Annotated in this window: 16 protein-coding genes; 8 read left to right on the plus strand and 8 right to left on the minus strand. The window is 67.3% G+C overall.

All coding sequences use genetic code 11. The features are described 5' to 3' along the window. Window positions 1-4: 4 nt before the first annotated feature. The 7 genes from DMO17_RS16080 to DMO17_RS16110 all read right to left on the minus strand — a co-directional run bounded on the left by DMO17_RS16080 (window position 5) and on the right by DMO17_RS16110 (window position 6054). A complete protein-coding gene (locus DMO17_RS16080; RefSeq protein WP_110683486.1) occupies window positions 5-526 on the minus strand; it encodes a retropepsin-like aspartic protease family protein in 522 nt (173 codons plus the stop codon). Further along, on the minus strand, window positions 523-1515 hold the full coding sequence (locus tag DMO17_RS16085) for an esterase-like activity of phytase family protein (RefSeq protein WP_375538024.1): 993 nt from the start codon (window positions 1513-1515) through the stop codon (window positions 523-525). Before DMO17_RS16085 ends, DMO17_RS16080 begins: the two co-directional genes overlap by 4 nt. Continuing rightward, window positions 1512-3410: a DNA topoisomerase IV subunit B gene (gene parE, locus DMO17_RS16090; RefSeq protein WP_110683487.1), complete on the minus strand. Its 1899-nt coding sequence runs from the start codon at window positions 3408-3410 to the stop codon at window positions 1512-1514. Before parE ends, DMO17_RS16085 begins: the two co-directional genes overlap by 4 nt. 18 nt (window positions 3411-3428) lie before the next feature. Next, the gene (locus DMO17_RS16095; protein WP_110683488.1) at window positions 3429-4037 is read right to left on the minus strand and encodes a YqiA/YcfP family alpha/beta fold hydrolase; all 609 of its coding nucleotides are present in this window, start codon (window positions 4035-4037) and stop codon (window positions 3429-3431) included. Between the two features lie 62 nt (window positions 4038-4099). After that, a complete protein-coding gene (cpdA, locus tag DMO17_RS16100) occupies window positions 4100-4915 on the minus strand; it encodes a 3',5'-cyclic-AMP phosphodiesterase (RefSeq protein ID WP_110683489.1) in 816 nt (271 codons plus the stop codon). Between the two features lie 96 nt (window positions 4916-5011). Next, complete coding sequence (locus DMO17_RS16105) at window positions 5012-5464, minus strand: DUF1249 domain-containing protein (RefSeq protein ID WP_110683490.1); 453 nt, start codon at window positions 5462-5464, stop codon at window positions 5012-5014. Continuing rightward, the gene (locus DMO17_RS16110) at window positions 5455-6054 is read right to left on the minus strand and encodes an NUDIX domain-containing protein (RefSeq protein ID WP_110683491.1); all 600 of its coding nucleotides are present in this window, start codon (window positions 6052-6054) and stop codon (window positions 5455-5457) included. The genes DMO17_RS16105 and DMO17_RS16110 overlap by 10 nt, the downstream gene beginning before the upstream one ends. Before the next feature lie 256 nt (window positions 6055-6310). Between DMO17_RS16110 and DMO17_RS16115 the strand changes: the two genes are divergently transcribed. From DMO17_RS16115 to DMO17_RS16150, 8 genes are all read left to right on the plus strand, one after another. Next, the gene (locus DMO17_RS16115) at window positions 6311-7189 is read left to right on the plus strand and encodes a PAS domain S-box protein (RefSeq protein WP_181418800.1); all 879 of its coding nucleotides are present in this window, start codon (window positions 6311-6313) and stop codon (window positions 7187-7189) included. Between the two features lie 226 nt (window positions 7190-7415). Then, window positions 7416-9164, plus strand: coding sequence for a HesA/MoeB/ThiF family protein (locus tag DMO17_RS16120; RefSeq protein WP_181418801.1), 1749 nt, complete (start codon window positions 7416-7418; stop codon window positions 9162-9164). Between the two features lie 2 nt (window positions 9165-9166). After that, on the plus strand, window positions 9167-10381 hold the full coding sequence (locus DMO17_RS16125) for an acyl-CoA dehydrogenase family protein (protein ID WP_181418802.1): 1215 nt from the start codon (window positions 9167-9169) through the stop codon (window positions 10379-10381). Then, the gene (locus tag DMO17_RS16130) at window positions 10378-12903 is read left to right on the plus strand and encodes an efflux RND transporter permease subunit (RefSeq protein WP_110683495.1); all 2526 of its coding nucleotides are present in this window, start codon (window positions 10378-10380) and stop codon (window positions 12901-12903) included. Before DMO17_RS16125 ends, DMO17_RS16130 begins: the two co-directional genes overlap by 4 nt. Further along, window positions 12896-13783, plus strand: coding sequence for a hypothetical protein (locus DMO17_RS16135; RefSeq protein ID WP_110683496.1), 888 nt, complete (start codon window positions 12896-12898; stop codon window positions 13781-13783). Before DMO17_RS16130 ends, DMO17_RS16135 begins: the two co-directional genes overlap by 8 nt. Window positions 13784-13794: 11 nt before the next feature. Then, complete coding sequence (locus DMO17_RS16140; RefSeq protein ID WP_110683497.1) at window positions 13795-14577, plus strand: outer membrane lipoprotein-sorting protein; 783 nt, start codon at window positions 13795-13797, stop codon at window positions 14575-14577. Beyond that, window positions 14577-15782, plus strand: coding sequence for a DUF1302 family protein (locus DMO17_RS16145; RefSeq protein WP_110683498.1), 1206 nt, complete (start codon window positions 14577-14579; stop codon window positions 15780-15782). Before DMO17_RS16140 ends, DMO17_RS16145 begins: the two co-directional genes overlap by 1 nt. Before the next feature lie 112 nt (window positions 15783-15894). After that, entirely contained in the window at window positions 15895-16644 is a 750-nt protein-coding gene (locus DMO17_RS16150) for an RsiV family protein (protein ID WP_110683499.1), read from the plus strand. Between the two features lie 56 nt (window positions 16645-16700). On the opposite strand, the gene thiC is transcribed toward DMO17_RS16150, so the two are convergent. Continuing rightward, on the minus strand, window positions 16701-18584 hold the full coding sequence (thiC, locus tag DMO17_RS16155) for a phosphomethylpyrimidine synthase ThiC (RefSeq protein WP_110683500.1): 1884 nt from the start codon (window positions 18582-18584) through the stop codon (window positions 16701-16703). Window positions 18585-18662: the final 78 nt, after the last annotated feature.

The raw sequence follows: 18662 nt of genomic DNA on the forward strand, positions 1-18662 counted from the left end.
CTCATTAGCGTGTTGATTGGCGCAGCACCAGGGTGCCGCCTTTCTGAGTGAATTCGAGTTGCTTGAGGGCGCTCATGCCGAGTAGCACCTCTTCGCCGTCCATGCCGGGGGTCACCAGTGCCGCCACGTTGCGTAGCTGGATGTCGCCGAGCTGCAGCAGGCCGAGGCGGGTGCGCCAGCCGGTGACGGTGCCGTTGGCGGTGCGGATCTGTACCGGCGCGCCGCGTTCCAGGTCGAGGCGCTCGGCCACCGCCTTGGGGATGGCCACGGCGGTGGCGCCGGTGTCGAGGAGGAAGGTCAGGTTGTGGCCGTCGATCTGCCCGTCCAACAGGTAGTGACCGCCACGCCCGGCGGCCAGGCGCACCTCGATGTAGCCGTCGCCATGCACCGACTGCGGCTGGCGGTTGGGGTTGATCTGCTGCTCTTCCCAGTCGCCGAACCAATAGGTGGCCAGGGCCAGGGCGGCGGCCCAGGCGAGGATCAGCATGACGCGGGCGGCGCGCTGGCCGGCGACGGGCTCGCTCATGGCGCGCTCCAGCCGCCTGGCGGCGCCTTGAACTGCCAGAGCAGCGAGCGCTGCTCGCCGTCGGCGCGGGCCATGCCGTTGTTGTCCAGGCCCAGCCAGGCGCCATCCTGGTCCAGCCACAGGGCCTCGGCGTTGCCGTAGGGCTCCGGGTAGCTGCGCCCGCTGGCCAGGGCGGCGGCGACGAAGGACCAGCACTTCTCCTGGGCACCGGTATTGGGGTCGCGGCGGCAGATGCGCTGTTCCAGGCGCTCCAGGCTGAACAGCTTGCCATCCCAGAAGGCCAGGTCGCCGAAGCTGCGCGGATAGCGCGCCTCGCTCTGCGGGGCGAGCGGCGAGCGACGCAGGCCGGCCTCGCTGAACACTACGCAGCCGCCGCTGCAGCGCCAGCGGCCATTGATCTTGTGCAGTACCAGCAGGCCGCGGCGTTCGCGCTCGGCAGCCAGCCACAGGCGCTCGCCGGCGGGGTCGATGACCAGCCCTTCGAGCAGCGCGTTGTGGCGCAGCAGCATGCCGCTGGCGCGAGCCTGGCGGATCAGGCTGGCGGGCAGCTCCAGCCATTCGGCCATGCCGCTGGGACCGACCTGCAGCAGGGCGACGTGCGCCTCGCTGAGCAGGTAGCGGTTGCCCTTGGCGTCGCAGGCCAGGCTTTCGAAGTCCAGCTCGCCACCGCGCAGCTTGCCGGCCAGCCAGCCGTGCATGCGCAGGCCCCAGGGCAGCGCGCTGGGCGGCGGTGGCGGGGCGGAGAAGGTCTCGGCCTCGGCCTGCCAGGCGCCATCCGCGGGCTGCAGGCGATACAGACGGTCGTCCTCGCGATCGGACAGCGCCAGCCACTCCCCGCCGCAGCGGGTCAGGCCGGACAGGTTGCCGGCGGCCATGCCCGTGATCGGGTGTTCGGCCAGCAGTTCCAGCTCGACCACCGGCGCGGGCGACTCGGCCGCGTGCGCGCCGCCGGCGAGCAGCAGTAGGGCGAGGGCGAGGCTCGGCCTCACGCCAGGACCTCGGCCAGGTTGCCCTTGGTTTCCAGCCAGCTCTTGCGGTCGCCGGCGCGTTTCTTCGCCAGCAGCATGTCCATCATCTCGTGGGTGGCCTGGAAGTCGTCCAGACCCAGCTGCACCAGACGCCGGGTGTTGGGGTCCATGGTGGTTTCGCGCAGCTGCAGCGGGTTCATCTCGCCGAGGCCCTTGAAGCGGGTGACCTGCGGCTTGCCGCGCTTCTTCTCGGCGGTCAGGCGTTCCAGGATGCCGTCGCGCTCGGCCTCGTCGAGGGCGTAGTAGACCTCCTTGCCCAGGTCGATGCGGTATAGCGGCGGCATCGCCACGTAGACGTGGCCGGCTTCCACCAGCGGGCGGAAGTGGCGGACGAACAATGCACAAAGCAGGGTGGCGATGTGCAGGCCGTCGGAGTCGGCGTCGGCGAGGATGCAGATCTTGCCGTAGCGCAGCTGCGACAGGTCGGCCGAGCCCGGGTCGATGCCGATGGCCACCGCGATGTCGTGCACTTCCTGGCTGGCCAGCACCTCGCCGCCGTCCACTTCCCAGGTGTTCAGGATCTTGCCGCGCAGCGGCATGATGGCCTGGAACTCCTTGTCGCGCGCCTGCTTGGCCGAGCCGCCGGCGGAGTCGCCCTCGACCAGGAACAGTTCGGAGCGCATCGGGTCCTGCCCCGCGCAGTCGGCCAGCTTGCCGGGCAGCGCCGGGCCCTGGGTGATCTTCTTGCGCTCGACCTTCTTGCCGGCCTTGAGGCGGCGCCCGGCGTTGCTGATGGCCAGCTCGGCCAGGGCCAGACCGGTTTCGGGATGAGCGTTGAGCCACAGGCTGAAGGCGTCCTTGACCACGCCGGAGACGAAGGCGGCTGCCTCACGGGAGGACAGGCGCTCCTTGGTCTGGCCGGAGAACTGCGCCTCCTGCATCTTCATCGAGAGGACGAAGGCGATGCGTTCCCAGACGTCTTCCGGCGCGAGCTTGACCCCGCGCGGCAGCAGGTTGCGGAACTCGCAGAACTCGCGCATGGCGTCCAGCAGGCCCTGGCGCAGGCCGTTGACGTGGGTGCCGCCCTGGGCGGTGGGGATCAGGTTGACGTAGCTCTCCTGCAGTGACTCGCCGCCTTCCGGCAGCCACAGCAGGGCCCAGTCGACCGCCTCCTTGTTGCCGGCCAGCGAGCCGCAGAATGGCTCCTCGGGCAGGCGCACGTGCTCGCTGACCGCGTCGGTGAGGTAGGAGCGCAGGCCGTCCTCGTAGTACCAGCGGGTGGTCTCGCCATTGCTCTTGTCGCTGAAGGTGACTTCCAGGCCGGGGCAGAGCACGGCCTTGGCCTTCAATACATGTTTCAGCCGGCTGATGGAGAACTTGGGCGAATCGAAATACTGCGGGTCGGGCCAGAAGCGCACGCTGGTGCCGGTGTTGCGCTTGCCGACCGTGCCTATCACTTCCAGGTCGCTGGCCTTGAAGCCGTCGGCAAAGGTCATGCGGTACTCGCTGCCGTCGCGCTTGACCTTGACCTCGACCTGATTGGACAGCGCGTTGACCACCGAAATGCCGACACCATGCAGGCCACCGGAGAACTGGTAGTTCTTGTTGGAGAACTTGCCGCCGGCGTGCAGCTTGGTGAGGATCAGCTCGACGCCGGGAATGCCCTCTTCCGGGTGGATGTCCACCGGCATGCCGCGGCCGTCGTCGATCACTTCCAGCGAGTTGTCGTCGTGGAGGATCACCTGGATCGCGCTGGCGTGGCCGGCCAGCGCCTCGTCGACGCTGTTGTCTATGACTTCCTGGGCCAGGTGGTTGGGCCGCGACGTGTCGGTGTACATGCCCGGGCGCTTGCGCACCGGGTCCAGACCGGACAGTACTTCGATGGCATCGGCGTTGTAGGCGTTCTGCTGGGCCATAAGCGGTTCAGGTCTTCTTCAAAGGGTGGAAAAGTCGAAATCGGCCCACAGGGCCGGAGCGAAGCCGGCCAGCGCGAGGATTTCCGCAATACGTTGGGCGAAGCCCTGGTAGCTGTGGTCGCCGCCCGGCTGGATATCCAGCGTGCAGCCCTGGTAATAGGCTTCGGCCTGGCGGTAGTCGAGGGTCTCGTCGGCCGTCTGCAGCCACACCCGGTAGCGCCGGGCGTCGCGCGGCTCGGGCACTTCCAGCTCGGCCAGAGCGGCGACGTGATCGTGGGTCAGCAGCCAGGTTTCGCCGCTGTAGTAGTTGGTCTGCAGCTCTTCCTTGCCGCCGAACAGCAGGTGCGGGCGCACCGCCGGGTTGATCAGCAGGGCATCGAGGCCATGCTGCTCGGCGAGGTAGGTGGCGTAGAAACCGCCCAGCGAACTGCCGACCAGCAGCGGCCGGCCCAGCTCGGCGATGGCCGCCTGCAGCTGGAGCATGGCCTGGCGCGGGTGATGGTGCAGGGCCGGCACGCGCAGCTGGCGGGCGAGGCCGCAGTGTTCGGCGACCCGGAGCAGCTGGCTGGCCTTGGTCGAGGCCGGCGAACTGTTGAGGCCGTGGATATAGAGGATGCTGGGAGTCATGGAGCGGGAGGCTACAAGCTAGGCGACGCCAGCCGCAAGCATTGACATCCGGCCGTGCGGACTTAGTAGCCTTTGACGCTGTAGTCGACTTCGAAGTGGATGCCGGTGACCCGCGACACGCCGGTCTCCAGCCGCCCGTCGGCGTGCAGGCGCAGCCAGCGGTAGCCGGGTGCCGTGGTGTCGACCTGGAATTCCTCGCTGCCGGGGGCGAACTGCACACAGGTCGAGGGCGAGGCGAGCAGGCGAATGCCGCCGCGCTGCTGGTCGAACTCCTGGTGGATATGCCCCCAGAGCACTGCGCGCACCTGCGTGTGGCGCTCCAGCACGGCGAACAGGGCTTCCGGATTGCGCAGGCCGATCGGCTCCATCCAGCGGCAGCCGATGGAGACCGGGTGGTGGTGGAAGCACACCAGGTGGTGACGTTCGGGGGCTTCGCTCAGGGCGCGCTCCAGCAGCTGCAGCTGGTCCTCGGCCAGGTAGCCGGGCACGGCGCCGGGGATCGAGGAGTCGAGCAGGGTGATGCGCCAGTGGCCCAGGTCCACCACCGGCTGCAGCAGGTCGCTGCCATTGCAGGCGGCATGCATCGCCGGCAGTTCGTCATGGTTGCCGGGGAACCAGCGGGCCGGCGCGTTGAGCTGCGCACTGAGGTCGCGAAAGCGTTGGTAGGACACCAGGCTGCCGTCCTGCGAGAGGTCGCCGCTGGCGAGGATCAGGTCGATCTGCGGCTGTTCCGCCTGCACCCGCGCGATGACTTTCTCCAGGCTGTCGCGAGTGTTCATGCCCAGCAGCTTGCCGTCTTCCTCGGCAAATAGGTGACTGTCCGAGAGCTGCACCAGCAGCACCGGGCGATCGGAGGCAAGAGACGACGGGCGCGACAAGGGCCAACTCCTGAACGGGTTCCCAGGATTATGGTGGGTGAAATGCGATTCGGTAAACCCGACAAACGTGAACCTGTCACATTTGCGCAGTTGTGATCACAGGACGGGTATCAGCTCGTGACCGCAGGCGATGCAGTGGCTCAGCCACTCGCCGAGGAACAGGTTGAGCTGGGTCTTCTCGTCCGGCTGGTGCATGGCAGCATTGGGGTAGGGGTAGATGCCGCGGAAACGCCGGGCATTTTCCGCGCCTATCACTTCGGCCATGCGCGCGTCGTGGTAGGCGCGCACTTCCAGACGCGGCACCGGCAGCCAGGGCAGGCTGTGCTCCTGGCGCACTTCCAGGGTGGTGGTGTAGGGGCAGTTCTCGGTGACGCGGATCAGCAGTACGCCGAGCAGCAGGTCGCCCTGGCTCAGGGCCACGCGTCGCTCGCCCTGTGCCTCGCGCATGTCCGGCAGCAGGCGCAGCAGGCGCGCGTAGTTGGCTTCGCAAGCGGCCTGCAGCTCGACCAGGTCGACCCGGTAGCGCTCGCGCAGCAGGTTCATGACCACAGTCCTCGCACTTCGGCGCGGTTCAGCGCCAGCCACTGCAGGGCGATGATGCTGGCGGCGTTGTCGATACGGCCGTCCTTCACCGCCTGCAGGGCGTCCTCCAGCGGCCAGACATGCACGCGGATGTCCTCGCCTTCCTCGGCCAGGCCGTGCACGCCGCCGACGCCCAGGCTGTCGCAGCGGCCGACATAGAGGTGCACGCGCTCGTCCGAGCCGCCAGGGGAGGGATAGTACTGGGTGATCGGCCACAGCGCGGTCAGCTGCAGGCCGGCTTCTTCCTCGGCTTCGCGGTGGGCGACGTCCTCGGGCTGCTCGCCCGGGTCGATCAGGCCGGCCACCAGCTCCAGCAGCCAGGGGTTGCTGCTCTTGTCCAGGGCACCGACGCGGAACTGCTCCACCAGCACCACGGCGTCGCGCTGCGGGTCATAGGGCAGCACGCAGACCGCATCGTGGCGCACGAACAGTTCGCGACTCAGCTGCGGGCCCATGCCGCCGGCGAACTGGCGATGGCGCAGGTGCAGGCGGTCCAGGCGGTAGAAGCCCTGAAAGCAGGTCTCCCGCTGGATCAGCTCGACATCGGCCTGTGACATGTATCCCCCTCGTGTATCGCAGCGGGGCCCGCGCCCCGTGTCGGTAATGGTACTGAATGTGCGCGCCGCGCTGGTGCTTTGGCAAGCTGGCGAAACGCCTGCGGCACTGGAGGTTCGCCGGCTTCCTGCTTAATGGCCGCAACATGGCGGCAGATATGCCGAATTGCCGGGCATTTCGCAGATGAAAGCCTTTTTCATCGGGTGTCGCCGAGTATACTCGGAGCGGCCCATGGCGACTTCAACAGGGAGGTGTGGAATGCGCGCTGCCGAGCTGATCGATCTGCTCAAGCAATACGATCCGGACACGGATATCCCGGTGGCCTATACCGACGCCGAGTTCGGTGCGCAGCCCGGGCTGCAGGTCGCCAGCTGCTATAGCACCGGCGACACGCGCTGCTACCAGAACCTGGTGGAGCAGGCTCAGGAAGGACTGGTAGTGCTCGATCCCTTCGGCCGCGTCACCTACATGAACCCCTTCATGCAGCAGTTCCTCGGCTATGCCCCGACCGAGGTGCTGGGCCGGCCGCTGGCCCAGGTGATCAGTGCCGACCTGGTCGAGGTGGTGTTGATGCAGCGCCGCCAGGGGCCCTCTGCCGAGCGCTATCCGATGCGTATCCAGGCCGGTGATGGGCAAGTGCGCTGGGTGCAGATGAGCGCCGCCCCCATCCCGAGCGCCGACGGCAGCGATCGCGGCAGCCTGCTGACCATCACCGACATTTCCCACCGCGAGAGCCATGCCGACAAGCTCGGCGACCAGGAGAGCCTGGGGCAGAAGGTCTGGCGCATCTCCGAGCAGCTGGACAGCCTCAGGTCCCTGCGCATGAACCTGCTGGCCGAGCTCGCGGCCCTGCAGGATTCGCCGCGCATCGCCGCCACGCCATACTGGCATCAGCAGCGCTATCTCTATCTGGTGCGTCCGCAGAAGGATGGCAAGCGCGTGCGCGAGTACATCGGCGCGCAGCCCGAACGGATCAACGAGGCGCTGGCCGCCGTTCGCCGCGAGCAGCGCTACCAGGAGGTATGCCGCGAACTGCAGGACATGGAGGAGAAGATCCGTACTTCCACCTTCAAGCTCGACAGCTTTCTCTGGGAGCTGGCCAGGGTGCCGCAGGATCTGCACAAACTGGTGAGCTAGAGCCTCGCGAGCGACTTTTTCGATGACAGTTGCATGACCGACCGCCCCATTACGGGGCGGTCGTCGTTTGTGGGCGTCAAATCTCTGTGATCACATATAAAATGTCTATATAAAACAATATCTTGCGTCATTTATTGGTTAATGACAGCGAGCTCCCATTGGTCCTTGTTGTGCCATTAAAACGCTGAATAGGATGCCCGCCTTCCCATTCAGCAGGACGCAACCCATGACCCATCCACAGCCTCCCCTGGATCACGACCAGTTCTACCGCGAACTCACCCTGCGCAATGCCGGGTTCATCAGCAGCGACGACCAGTGCGGCCTGCGCGAGGCGGTAATTCTCATCGCCGGCTGCGGTTCCACCGGCGGCAGCGTGATCGAGCTCCTGGTGCGCAGTGGCGCCGAACACCTGATCCTCGCCGACAACGGCAGCTACGAGCTGAACAACGCCAACCGGCAGAACATGGTGGCTAGCGACGTCGGTCGGGCCAAGGTCGAGGTATTCGCCGAGCGCGTGCGGCAGATCAACCCCTATATCAAGCTGGAGCTGCACGGCCATGGCGTCACCCCGGACAACGTCGAGGCCATGGTCGCCCAGGCCGACGTGGTGGTGGACGCCATCGACGTCACCGGCCGCGCCGGCCTGGAGATGAAGTTCCTCCTGCACCGCATCTGCCAGCGCCAGTACAAGCCGGTGGTCTGCGGCTACGACATGGCCGCCGCGCAGTACATTCCGGTGTTCGACTACCGCAACCCGGACCTGCAGGTGCTGGACAACCAGCTGAGCGCCGAGCAGGTGGCCACCCTCGATCCGATGCAGGCCTGCAGCTTCCTGGTGCCGGTGGAATGCGTGCCGCTGGAGATGTACGCCGAGCTCGACCGCCACTTGGCCGGCAAGGACTACACCTCGCAGCTGGGTATCGCCGCCCACCTGTTCGGCACCCTGGCCACCGCGCTGGTGCTCGACCTGGTCAATGGCCGCCCGGTGCGCGACGCCATCTATGTCGACGTCTGGGAACTGACCCGGCGCCGCGACGCCCAGGCCGAACGCGAGCACCAGCATCAGCTGGAGCAGGGGCGACAGGCCCTGGCGCAGTGGCGCCAGCTGCCGCCGGAGCGACCCGATGCGTTCTTCCTCGAACGCTCGGTGAAGCACTACCAGGCGCCACTGCTGGCCGGCCTGCAGGGCTACCAGCAGTTCTGCATCGACCGCCGCGCCGGCATCGCCACCTACGCCATTCCCAACTACCAGCTGGACAACAAGCTGACCCGCCAGCTGCTGCGCTTTGCCTTCGTCCATTACGCCAAGGTCGGTTTCATCAACCCGCAGGTGGCGGCGCTGCGCCAACTGCATGCCGAGCCGCTGGAGCACCTGGCCCAGGAGGACGTGCATATCGTCCTGGTGCGCGACAGCGATCAGCAGCTGCTGGCCTATTCCACCCTCAAGGCGCCGATCGCCCGCGGCAAGCGCTTCGACGACGAGCAGCGCCCGGCCTTCGGCGTGGAGACCGCCTTCGGTCGCGACCTCTACGCGCAGATCGGCGAGCTGCAGGACCTGCCGGTGGAACAAGTGCGCGAGATCGGCCGGGTGACCAAGGCCCAGGTCGGCGACCCGGTGCTCGAGGCCAAGGCCGGCATGCTCCTGCTCAGCGCCTACGGCCGCCTGCTGTGCCGCGCCGACAGTGGTGTGGCGGCGATGGTCGGCGACGGCGAACGCCAGGTGACCCTGCGCAACCTCAGCTTCTTCGGCTTCCGCCCGCAGATCATGCCGGCGCGTACCGCCTGCATCCCCGCCGAACACCTCTACGCCAACCGCTACCAGGGCCGCGAGGTGCATCCCTTCTGGCTGCGCCTGGATGCCATCGACCACGAGCGGGTGGCGCAGATCGAGGCGCTGATCGAGCTCGAGGGCGACGAATTCCTTTCCCGGCTGCGCGACGCCAAGCAGCAGAACACCCTGCACATAGGAGCATGAACATGAACGGTATCTGGAACGAACAACAGCAGGCGATTCGCGAACACTACCTGCGGGTCGGCCGCGAACTGGTGCGCCCGACCTCGGCCCAGCGTGACCAGGAACTGGGTTTCGACCGCGAGCTGTGGCGCGCCCTGGGCAGCAGTGGCCTGTTCGGCGTACACATGCCCGAGCGCTTCGGCGGCCAGGGCCTCGGCGTGTGGGAATTCTCCGCGGCGCTGGAGGGTTTCTCCGAGGGCTGCCAGGACATGGGCGTGCTGGTCTCCTTTGTCGCACAGGTGGCGCTGGTGCAGGCCGCGCTGCTCAGCTACGGCAGCGAGACGCAGCTGCAGCGCTGGCTGCCGCCGCTGATCAGCGGCGAGAATATCGGTTGTTTCGCCATCACCGAGCAGGGTTGCGGCTCCGACGTGCGCTCGCTGAAACTGGCGGCCAGTCGCGATGGTGCTGGCTACCGTCTCAACGGCATGAAGTGGAACATCACCAACGCTCCGGTGGCGGACATCTGCATGACCTTCGCCCGTCTCGAGGAGGCCGGCCCCAACGCCATCTCCTGCTTCATCACCGAGACGGCCGCCCCCGGCCTGGTGCAGTCCGCGCCGTTCGAGCTGATGGGCAACCGCGGCACACCGATCGGCAGCCTGACCTTCAATGACGTGGCGCTGGACGCCGACAGCCTGGTCGGCAGCGAAGGCCAGGGCCTGCGCGTGCTGTACTTCGGCTTCCTGGTCGAGCGCATCTTCACCGGTGTGTCCATCGTCGGCTGCATGCAGCCGGTGATCGACGAGTGCCTGCAGTACAGCCTCAAGCGCGAGGCCTTCGGCCGGCCGATCAGCGACAACCAGTACGTACAGGGTCACATCGTGCAGGCCTACACCCAGCTGGAGCTGCTGCGCAGCGTGGTGGTGCGTGGTCTCGCCGCCCTGGAGCAAGGCCGCGACTGCTCGACCCTGGCCTCGATCATCAAGATGCTGGCCAGCGAGGCGATGCACGAGGCCTGCCTGAATGCCATGCGCATCCACGGCAACTACGGCTACCGCCGCGACTTCCACTTCGAGCGTCTGCTGCGTGATTCCATCGGCCTGTTCTTCGCCGGCGGCACCAGCGAGATCCACAAGACGGTGATCTGGGCCAACCTGGTGGCCGAGGCGCAGAACCGCAGCAAGGCCAAGGACGACCTGCGCCTGGACGCCTATACCGGCGCAGGAGCCGCCGCATGAAGACCCGCGCCTTCACGCTGCTCTCCAGGATGCTGCACCGGCCCTGGCTGATGCTCGCCATCCTGCTGCTGATCACCGCTGCGGCGGTGGTCGCGCTGGGGCGCCTTGAGATCAACAGCACGCCCTACATGATCGACAAGAGCCACCCCAGCCGGATGGCCGATGCCGACAACAAACGGCTGTTCTCCAACACCGGCGAGCAGGCCTTCGTCGCCCTGGAAAACCCCCAGGGCAATATCTTCAACCCGGACAGCCTGCAGCGGGTGGCCGAGCTGACCCGCGCCTTCCAGGCCATCGAGATGGTCCTGCCGGCCGACAGCGACAAGCTGCGCGCGCTGGCCGAGGATCCGCGCCTGCAGGCTGATGTCGAGGCCATCCTCGAAGGCGGCCTGACCCCGGCCGACCAACCGCGCCTGGCCGCGCTCAAGCAGCGCCTGGCCGAGGCCGGCGAGCTCAGCCATACCCAGGAAGCCTGGCTGGACAGCCTGCACACGCGCCTGGTGCCGATCCGCAAGGTGCGCAGCCTGGTGACCATCGAGAACCTGCTGACCATCGACGAGGCGCTCGACGTGCATCCGCTGATGCCGCGCGTGCCCGCCGACCAGGCCGGGCTCGACGCCCTGCGTGCCGAGGCCATGGGCAACCCGCTGTTCCTCGACAGCCTGGTCTCGCGCGACGGCAGCGCCACCACCATCCAGGTCGAGTTCAACATCGCCCAGGACGACTCGCCGGCCATGCTGCAGGTGTACCAGGCCATCGTCGACATCACCGACAAGGTGCAGGGCGACGATCGCATCTACCTCAGCGGCCCGCCGATGATCGCCGCGCAGACCGCGTCGAACATGGAGCAGGACAACCAGACCCTGCTGCCGGCGGTACTGCTGGTGATCCTGCTGGTGCTGTTCGTCAGCTTCGGCCGTGTGCAGGGTGTGGTGGTGCCGCTGCTGATCGCCGTGCTGAGCCTGATCTGGACCCTCGGCCTGATGGCCGCCTGCGGGGTGAAGCAGAACATCATCACCTCGATCATGCCGGTGTTCATCATCTCCATCGCGGTATGCGACGCCATCCACTTCCTTGCCGACTACTACCGCAACCTGCCGCCCGAACCGGATCGCCAGGCACGCATCGACACGGCTGCGCAGGTGATGCGACAGCTGTTCTGGCCGATGTTTGTGACCTCCACGACCACCCTGGGAGGGTTCCTCTCGCTGGCCTGGACCGATGTCACCTTCATTCGCGAGTTCGGTCTATTCACCGGGATCGGCATCTTCTTCGCCTGGCTGATCACCATCGTCTTCCTGCCGGCTCTGCTGATCCTCTGGCGGGCCGAGGCCCCGCGCCACGGCCTGCTGGCCAGCGACCGCCTGGACCGCATGATCGCGACCCTCGGCCGCTTCGCCCGCTACGGCAGGCGCCTGGCCTTCGGCATGCTGGCGGCCATCCTGCTGTGTGGCTGGTACGTGGTCGAACACCTGACCGTGGACAACCAGGTGATCGGCTACTTCGAGGACGATAGCCGCATCCGTCAGGACGATGCGGCGATCAACGCCCTGTTCGGCGGCACCACGCCGATCAGCGTGATGATCGAAAGCGACAGGGCCGACGCCTTCAAGGATCCGGCGGTGATCCAGGGCGTGGCCAGGCTGCAGGAACACCTGCGCCAGCAGCCGCTGGTCGGCTTCACCTATTCGCCGGCCGACTTCGTCAAGCGCCTGCACCAGGTGACCCAGGATACCTTCGCCGCCGAGCAGTACCGCCTGCCGGACGACATCAGCGCGGCCCTGCTGGCGCAGTACTACCTGCTCTACGAGAACGCCAATGGTCGCGACCTGTTCGACGTGGTCGACCGCCGCTTCCAGAACGGCCGGGTGCTGGCGATCCTGCATACCGATCGCTCTTCCGAGGTCGGTGCGGTGATGCGCGATGCCCTGGCCAAGGCCCGCGAGGTGCTGCCGGCCGGCATGACCGTGCGCGTGTCCGGCTATGGCGAGGTGCTGGTAGCCACCACCGATGCGGTGGTGTGGGGGCAGGTCAGCAGCATCCTGTTGTCGCTGGCGCTGATCGCGCTGATGGTCATGGCCATGTTCCGCTCGGTGCGCCTGGGCTTCGCTGCGCTGCTGCCGCTGCTCTTCACCCTGGTGGGCATCGGCGCGCTGATGGCGCTGACCGGCACCGACCTGGATATCGGCACTTCGATCATCGCGGCGATTTCCGTGGGTATCGGTATCGACTATGCCATCCACGTGATCGCCGCGATGCGGCGCAGCCGGGGTACGGCGGAGCAGGTGACCCAGTCGGCATTGCAGCACAGCGGCAAGCCGATCCTGATCAACACCTTCGCGCTGGGCCTGGGTTTCCTGGTGCTGTGCCTGTCGGGCTACCAGTCGCTGGTCAACCTGGGGCTCTTCATCTCCCTGACCATGCTGCTGGCCGCACTGTTCGCCTTGCTGGTACTGCCGGTCTTCGTCAATGCCGCCCGGGTGGCACAGGCCGAGGCGCAGCTGGAGCCGGCCAATGCATAAGCACCTGCTCTGGCTGCTCTGCCTGGCCCTGCCGGCCGGCGCCCAGGACTGGCTGGCGCTGACCCTCTACCCGGGCGGCGAGCTGTACCAGGCCGGGCACCTGCAGCGCCTGGTCGGCGCCACGCAGAACCTGTGGGAAGTGAAGGATGCCCGGGGGCGCACGCCGATCCAGTCCCTGGACAGCCTGGCCAGCACCAATGCCATCGCCGCCCAGGGTGACGACGTGCGCTTCCGTCGCCTGATCGAGACCCGCGAGCTGACCCCCGCGGGCCTGCAGACCCTGGCCGGGCTGGTGGAGCGCCATCCGCTGCTCGGCCCGCGCCTGGTCACCAGCGCCGGCGACGGCACGCACTTCTGGCTGCGCCTGGCGCGGCCCTATGCCGAGGCGGACAAGGCCGAGCTGCTGCAGCACTACGCCAGGCGCCTGGCCGCCGACTTCGCCCCCGGCTGTCGGGTAGCCAGCGGCGCCGAGGGCGCCCTGCAGGGCCTGCACCTGCAGGAGTGGGCGCTGCAGGCCGCAGGGCCGGTGCCACCCCATAGCGTCACCCTGCAGGCACTGCAGCAGGCTACCGCGAGCCTGCGCCAGCGCAGCCTGCAGGCCTACTCGGCCGCCGACATCCTGGTCTACCTGCGCCAGGTGCTCAATGGCGAGTCCGGCCTGCCGGCCAGCGACGGCGAGGTGGCGCAGTTCTACCTGGTCGCCGAGAGCCTGCGTAGCCGCGACCTGCAGGACCTGGCGCGGCCGGACTTCCAGCGCCTCAAGCTGGTCGCCCTGGGCCGCGAGCACGCCGAAGTCCCGAGCCTGCCCGGCTACCACCTGGAGACCACCGCGCAGTGGTCGTCCACCCCGAACAGCTACCTGACAGTCGACTGTCGTTAAGGAGTTTTGCCATGCGTATTTCCCTGCTCGCCCTCGGCCTGCTGCTGAGCTTCCCGGCCCTCGCCGAGGCCCTCGACCCCGCCGCCATCATGCGCGCCGTGCGCGACCGCGACGAAGGCCAGGACCGCCGCTCCGAGGTGACCCTGGTGCAGACCATGGCCGACGGCTTCGTGCGCGAGCGCAAGCTGCTGATGCTGGAGAAGGAGTACGGCGAGGAGCGCAAGTCCACCCTGTACTTCACCGCGCCCAGCGATACCGCCGGCACCGGCATCCTCATGCACAGCTATGCCGAGGCCCAGGCCCGCGAGGACGACCAGTGGCTGTACCTGCCGGCGCTGCGCAAGACCCGGCGCATCGCCACCAACTCCAAGGAAGGTCCGTTCCTCGGTACCGACTTCTCCTTCGCCGACATCGAGCGCATGCGCGTCGACGACTACCAGTACCGGCTGCTGCGCGAGGAGGAGTACAAGGGCCGCCCGGTCTACGTGATCGAAGCGCGCACCGCCGACGGTCTGGAAAACCCGCGCACCGGCTACAGCCAGCGCCTGGTGTACGTCGACCGCGAGCGTCAGCTGATCCTGCGCGACGAGTTCTTCCGTGGCGGCCGCCAGATCAAGACCTTCGAAGTGGTCGATGTGAGCCAGGTGGAAGGTTTCTGGACGGTCAACGAATCGTTGATGAGCAACCTGGTCGAGGGTGGCCAGACCCGCCTGCTGCGCACCGCCGCCGACTACAACCTGGACCTCGGCGACCAGAACTTCAGCGAGCGCGCCCTGCGCAACGGGATTCGCTGATGCGCGCACCCTTGCTCGGCCTGTCCTGTGCCCTGTTCAGCCTGCCGCTGGCCGCCGCGAGCCTGAGCGGTCGCGGCCACCTGGAGGACGGCTACCACCACGACACCACCGGCGCCAGCAGCTCCGGCCACCGCGTCGAGGCGCTGCTGGAAAGCCGCATCAGCCAGGGCAACTGGACTCTCGACAGCGTGCTGCTCGGTCGCTACCGCAGCCAGTACGACGATGCCGGCGGCAAGCTGGAGGATCGCATGGAGTCCGATCAGGACCTGCGCGAACTCTACCTGACCTGGGTCGGCGACAACTGGCAATGGCGCCTCGGCCAGCAGCAGATCGCCTGGGGCCGCGGCGACTACTTCCGCCTGGTCGACGTGCTCAACCCGCTGGACCTGCGCGAGTTCCTGCTGCCCTACATCGACGACTACTCCCTCGGCCGGCAGACCCGGCCGATGGCGGTGGTGGAGGTCTACGGCGACAGCCTGGAACAGCAGTTCGTCGTCGCGCCCAGGGCCAAGACCACCCGCTACGCCCCGGCTGGTGCCGACTTCGCCATCGCCGGGCGGCCGGAGGGGCTGGACGAGGACGACGAGCACGAGCGCCCGGACATCGGCTGGCGCGGCAAGATGCTGGTCGACGGCACCGACCTGGACTTCTACCTGTTCGACGGCCTCAGCCCCGACCCGCTGTATGTGATGGATGAGGGGCAGATGGTCGAACAGCAGCGCCGGCGCAGCCTGGTCGGCGCCTCGTTCGCCCGCCCGGCCGGCGACTGGGTGGTGCGCGGCGATCTGGTGCACCTGTTCAACGAACCGCTACAGACCCCGGAAGGCGCGGAGAACGTGCCCAAGTCGGCGGCGCTGCTCGGCCTCGACCTGACGCGCAACGAGTGGACGGTCAACCTGCAGGCCACGGTCAGCCACCGTCATGGCGCGCCGGACAGCCTGCCGCGCGAGACCGGCTGGGAAGCCTCGGCGGCGCTGCTCAAGGACTGGTCCAAGCAGCGCCTTAACGCCGGGGTGCTCTGGCTGTACAACCGCGAGGTGCAGAGCAGCCACCTAGTCAAGGCCAACCTCGGCTACCGGCCCTGGAACCAGTGGTACCTGGAGGCCGGCTACATCGCCTTCAGTGGCGGGCAGAGCACCCAGTACGGCCAGTTCGACAACCGCGACCGTGTCTACCTGCAGGTGCGCCGCGACTTCAGCCTGTGATTCGGCCCACTTGGATGGCGCCGCGCGGGCGGCGACAATGGCCGCCGCCGCACCCGGGAACGCCGGGTGCGGCGTGCAGTCGAAACGCCCGTCGCCGTCCCGAGGAGAATCCATGCGTGCCATCGCCGTTGCCGGCCTGCTGTCCCTGTCGCTCCTGCTCAGTGGTTGCCAGGCATTGCTGCTCGCCGCCAAGCCCGACTCGGGGTTGGCCGTCAGTCGCCAGGCCTGGGAGCACCGCGCGCCGGGCTGCGAGGGCAAGGACTGCGCGCTGATCAATATCGATCTGCAGACCTTCGACGATCTGCCGGAGCTCAACGCGCGCATCGAGCAGGAGCTGCTCAAGCTGACCATCGAGCTGCCGGGCGATCCGCCGCCACCCTCGCTGGCGCTCTACGAGCAGGAGTTCCTGGCCACGGCCAAGCCGGGCTGGATGAGCTACCTGCAGGCCAAGGTGCTGGAGCAGCACGGCCGCCTGGTGGTGATCGAGCTGTCCAGCTACCGCTTCACCGGTGGCGCCCACGGTATCCCCGGGCGCGCCTACCTCAACTACGACCGCGACAAGGGCCGCCTGCTGAGCCTCGATGACCTGTTGTTGCCGGACGAGCAGGTCGCCTTCTGGCAACAGGCCGAGCTGGCGCACCAGGCCTGGCTCAAGACCAATGGCCTGGACCAGGACCTGGACTACCAGGCCGAATGGCCCTTCGTGCGCACCGCTAACGTCGCCCTGCTGCGCGGCTCGGTGATGCTCAAGTACGAGGTCGGCCGTATCGCCCCCTACTCCAGCGGTCATCCCGACCTGCGCATTCCCTACGCGCGGCTGAACGGCATCCTCAAGCCCATCTACTTTCCCTCGCCGCGCTGAACGGCGCACATGAAAAAGCCGGGGCATGCCCGGCTTTTTCAGCTCTGCAGCGCGGCTCAGACCTGCTTGTAGATCACCGCGCCTTCTTCCTTGAAACGCTCGGACTGCTCGGCGAAGCCGGCCTCGATGGCCTTCTGCTCGTCGGTCAGGCCGTGCTCGGCGGCGTACTCGCGCACCTCCTGGGTGATCTTCATCGAGCAGAACTTCGGCCCGCACATGGAGCAGAAGTGCGCCACCTTGGCCGACTCCTTGGGCAAGGTCTCGTCGTGGAAGGCACGCGCGGTGTCCGGGTCGAGGCCGAGGTTGAACTGGTCTTCCCAGCGGAACTCGAAGCGCGCCTTGGACAGGGCGTTGTCGCGGATCTGCGCGCCCGGGTGGCCCTTGGCGAGGTCGGCGGCATGCGCGGCGATCTTGTAGGTGATGATGCCGGTCTTCACGTCATCCTTGTTCGGCAGGCCCAGGTGCTCCTTGGGCGTGACGTAGCAGAGCATGGCGCAGCCGAACCAGCCGATCATCGCCGCACCGATGCCCGAGGTAATGTGGTCGTAGCCGGGGGCGATGTCGGTGGTCAGCGGGCCGAGGGTGTAGAAGGGCGCCTCGTCGCAGCATTCCAGCTGCTTGTCCATGTTCTCCTTGATCAGCTGCATCGGCACGTGGCCGGGTCCTTCGATCATGGTCTGCACATCGTGCTTCCAGGCGATCTTGGTCAGTTCGCCGAGGGTTTCCAGCTCGCCGAACTGCGCGGCGTCGTTGGCGTCGGCAATCGAACCCGGACGCAGGCCGTCGCCCAGCGAGAAGCTGACGTCGTAGGCCTTCATGATTTCGCAGATTTCCTCGAAGTTCGTGTAGAGGAAATTCTCCTTGTGATGCGCCAGGCACCACTTGGCCATGATCGAGCCGCCGCGGCTGACGATGCCGGTGACCCGCTTGGCGGTCAGCGGCACATAGCGCAGCAGCACGCCGGCGTGGATGGTGAAGTAGTCCACGCCCTGCTCGGCCTGCTCGATCAGGGTGTCGCGGAACAGCTCCCAGGTCAGGTCCTCGGCGATGCCGCCGACCTTCTCCAGCGCCTGGTAGACCGGTACGGTGCCGATCGGCACCGGCGAGTTGCGGATGATCCATTCGCGGGTCTCGTGGATGTGCTTGCCGGTGGACAGGTCCATGACCGTGTCCGAACCCCAGCGGATGCCCCAGGTCAGCTTGGCCACTTCTTCTTCGATCGAAGAACCCAGCGCCGAGTTGCCGATGTTGCCGTTGATCTTCACCAGGAAGTTGCGGCCGATGATCATCGGCTCCAGCTCCACATGGTTGATGTTGGCCGGGATGATGGCGCGGCCGCGGGCGATCTCGCTGCGGACGAACTCGGGGGTGATTTCCTTGGGGATACTGGCGCCAAAGCTCTGCCCGGCATGCTGCTCTTTCAGCAGGCCGGCCTCGCGGGCCTCGGCCAGCTTCATGTTCTCGCGGATGGCCACAAACTCCATCTCGGGCGTGATGATGCCCTGCCTGGCGTAGTGCATCTGGCTGACGTTCTGCCCGGCCTTGGCGCGGCGCGGGTTGCGCACGTGGGCAAAGCGCATCCTGGCCAGCTCGGCATCGTTCAGGCGGCGCTGGCCGAACTCGGAGGACAGACCCGGCAGCTTCTCGGTGTCGCCACGATCCTCGATCCAGGCGCTGCGTACGTCCGGCAGGCCCTTGCGTACGTCGATCTGCACGGCGGGGTCGGTGTAGGGGCCTGAGGTGTCGTAGACGGTGACCGGGGCGTTGATCTCGCCACCGAAGGCGGTGGGGGTGACGTCCAGGCTGATCTCGCGCATCGGCACGCGGATGTCCGGGCGCGAACCCTGCACGTAGACCTTCTGCGAACGGGGGAAGGGCTGTACGGACTGCTGGTCGACCTGTGCGCTTTCGCTGAGGTTCTTCTGGTGTTGCACGCTCATCGGCTTCTCCGGGCTGGTTGTCGGAGCGAACCTGAAGGCGGCGGGCGCACCGGGGGCGGTGCCAGAGGGGGTCGCCAG

This window comes from Aquipseudomonas alcaligenes, from assembly GCF_003205495.1.
Taxonomy (GTDB): Bacteria; Pseudomonadota; Gammaproteobacteria; order Pseudomonadales; family Pseudomonadaceae; genus Aquipseudomonas; species Aquipseudomonas alcaligenes_B.